Origin of the sequence: Roseiarcus sp. (genome assembly GCF_052145395.1) — a bacterium.
In the GTDB taxonomy this organism is placed as follows: domain Bacteria; phylum Pseudomonadota; class Alphaproteobacteria; order Rhizobiales; family Beijerinckiaceae; genus Roseiarcus.
On sequence record NZ_JBKQOT010000491.1, the window covers coordinates 1 to 2,562 of the forward strand.

At 62.4% G+C, this 2,562-nt stretch carries 2 protein-coding genes; both read right to left on the reverse strand.

Annotated features, from left to right (window positions below; genetic code table 11):
- Nucleotides 1–134: 134 nt before the first annotated feature.
- Nucleotides 135–1,397, reverse strand: coding sequence for an ergothioneine biosynthesis protein EgtB (gene egtB, locus ACLP25_RS16755; RefSeq protein WP_442470318.1), 1,263 nt, complete (start codon nt 1,395–1,397; stop codon nt 135–137).
- A gap of 696 nt (nt 1,398–2,093) precedes the next feature.
- The coding region (locus ACLP25_RS16760; protein WP_442470319.1) for a globin domain-containing protein at nt 2,094–2,562 on the reverse strand (469 nt) is incomplete at its 5' end.

Genomic DNA, 2,562 nt, shown 5'->3' on the forward strand with positions numbered 1-2,562 from the left:
AAACCAACGCGGCGGAATCATCCTCGGACGAGCCGCCAAGCCGTTCAGGACGTCGCGTCGAAAAGCGTGATCGGCCACGAACGACGGACGATGGTCTGTACAAAGCATAGACTGATCGTCTGTACGGAGCATGGCTAGATATCCTTGGCGAGGCGGACGCCGGTAAACTGCCAGCGTTGGTGCGGATAGAAGAAATTGCGATAACTTGCCCGCACGTGCCCTCGCGGAGTTGCGCAGCTCCCGCCTCTCAGCACGAACTGACCCGACATGAATTTTCCGTTGTACTCACCAACTGCGCCCGCCGCCGGGCGAAAACCGGGATACGGAAGGTAGGCGGACGCCGTCCACTCCCACAGGTCGCCGAACAGTTGGCGAATTCCGTCCTCGGCAGGCGCGGGCACGGGGCGCACGGCGCCAGGATTATCGAGAAAGGTTCCCTGTTCGGCGTTCAGGCCTTCGGCGGCGCTTTCCCACTCGGCTTCGGTCGGCAAGCGGGCGCCCGCCCATCTCGAGAAGGCGTCGGCCTCGTAGTAACTGTCATGTTGCACCGGGCTGGCAGGATCCATCGCCGCGAGTCCGCCGAGTCCGAAATGCCTGGACCAGTCGCCGCTATCATCGCGACGCCAGTACAAAGGCGCTTCGATCCCGTTCTGTCGCACCCATGCCCAGCCGTCCGACAGCCACAGGCTGGCAGTGTCGTAACCTCGGTCGTCGATGAAGGCCCGCCATTCGCCGTTGGTAACCAGGCGATCCGCGAGCGCGTGCGGCGCCAGCCAGACGGTGTGGCGCGGCCCCTCGCAGTCAAAAGCGAAGTCTCGGCCGTCGTGCCCCATATCGACTGGGCCTTGGCGCCCCTCGACCCAGCGCAGCGCATCAGCTTCAGCGCCGATACGAACGTTGCCTTGCGCGTAGGCTCGCGGAAGCAGGGGGTTCTGGGCGAACAGGTGAAGGAGGTCCGTGAGAAGCAACTCCTGATGCTGCTCCTCGTGATTGCACCCCAGCACGACGAGTCGCCGCGCCGACGCCGGCAGATCGTCAAGCGCCCGCATCATCGCAATGTCGACATGCCGACGATACGCAAGCACCTCGTCAAGCGATGGACGGGTGAGCATCCCGCGGGATGGCCTTGCGATGCGGTCCCCTTCAGATTCGTAATAGCTGTTGTAGAGGAAGGCGAACGCAGGATTGAAGGGACAGTAACCCCGGACGAAGTCTCGCAACACAAACGTCTCGAAGAACCAGGTCGTGTGCGCCAGGTGCCATTTGCTCGGTGAGGCATCGGGCATCGATTGGCCGCTGACATCTGCGTCGGATAGCCCGGCTACGAGCGCGACCGAAATCGTCCGCACGCGATCAAAACGCCTCTGCAGGGCGTCCGCGGATCTCGGCAGCGTCAAAATTATGTCGCGGGGAGCAGTGTTTCTCTGTGCGGTCATGGGGTTCTCGTGCAAATCGTTCGAGCGGTGTGGCGGCTCAGGATCTTGGGGCGCTGCCATCTTCGACTGGCCCCCACCGCACATTCGTAGCTCTGGTCGCGCCAGACGCAATCGACTCGTTGCCTTGAACCTGACGGATGCAGTTTTGTATCGCGGCACTGACCATGGTTAGTTCCTCTAGACCTGGCGGCTTTCGCGACTACACGCGCGAAAGATAGCGGCAAGCTGGTCACACGGCCATTGCACAATGGTATCGCCGATACCTTGGTGTCGATTACAGCGCGGTTTCGCCAGAGGAAGTAAACGGAGTGAATTCGCGGCGAGGTTGAGTGGGGGGGATCGTGCGATGCGACCGCGCCTCGCCGCATCCAAGAGACCTTTCGGGTTTCGAGCCTGCCTGAAGACGCCATCCTCCAGATTCAGGACGGCATCACTATGCGTGTCTGGTTTGACCGAGCGATGAACACCGGCGCGGCTGGATTTGTTCCGCGGGCCCAGTGAACTGGATTAAGCATGGAGACGCACTGCCGTCACGCAAATGGCCAATGATAGCCGACTGGTAGCGCGCTCGCCGTGGGAGGCCGGTTCCGCGCAACTTCCCAGTCCGGCGAAGCGCCGCGCAAGTCTCATTCGTCGCGAAACTGAGGAGGGTTGTCGTCACAGGCCGGCCGCGGCCTTCATCTCGCCAGCCAGTTCATCGTAGCAGACTGTCCACGCCTCCCGGACGGCGGGCGTGAAGTCTTCCCCAAGCACTTGTTCGAGGGCCCAGAGAAGCGCTTCCCGCAGGGCGTCGTAGTCGGCGAGCTTGACGCCGTACCCGACATGACGGACGCTGAGATCACGGATCGCAGGCAGAACCTGACCCGGCTCATGCAAATTGTAGACGACCATGGCGAGCATGGTCATCAGCTTGATGCCCTGAATGCGCATGTCGTTCTTGAACAGCGGCCGGAAACTCGGGTTGGCGGCGAATAGCCGCTCGTAGAACAACGCCCCGGCCACCTCCGGCATCACCGCCAGCCTGGCGAGGGTCGTCCGGACAAGTTCTTGCTGCGCCGCATTCACGAATGTTTCCTCCTCCGCCGTGTGCGGGCCGCTCACTCGTCTCTGCGCGACGCCACGCGCA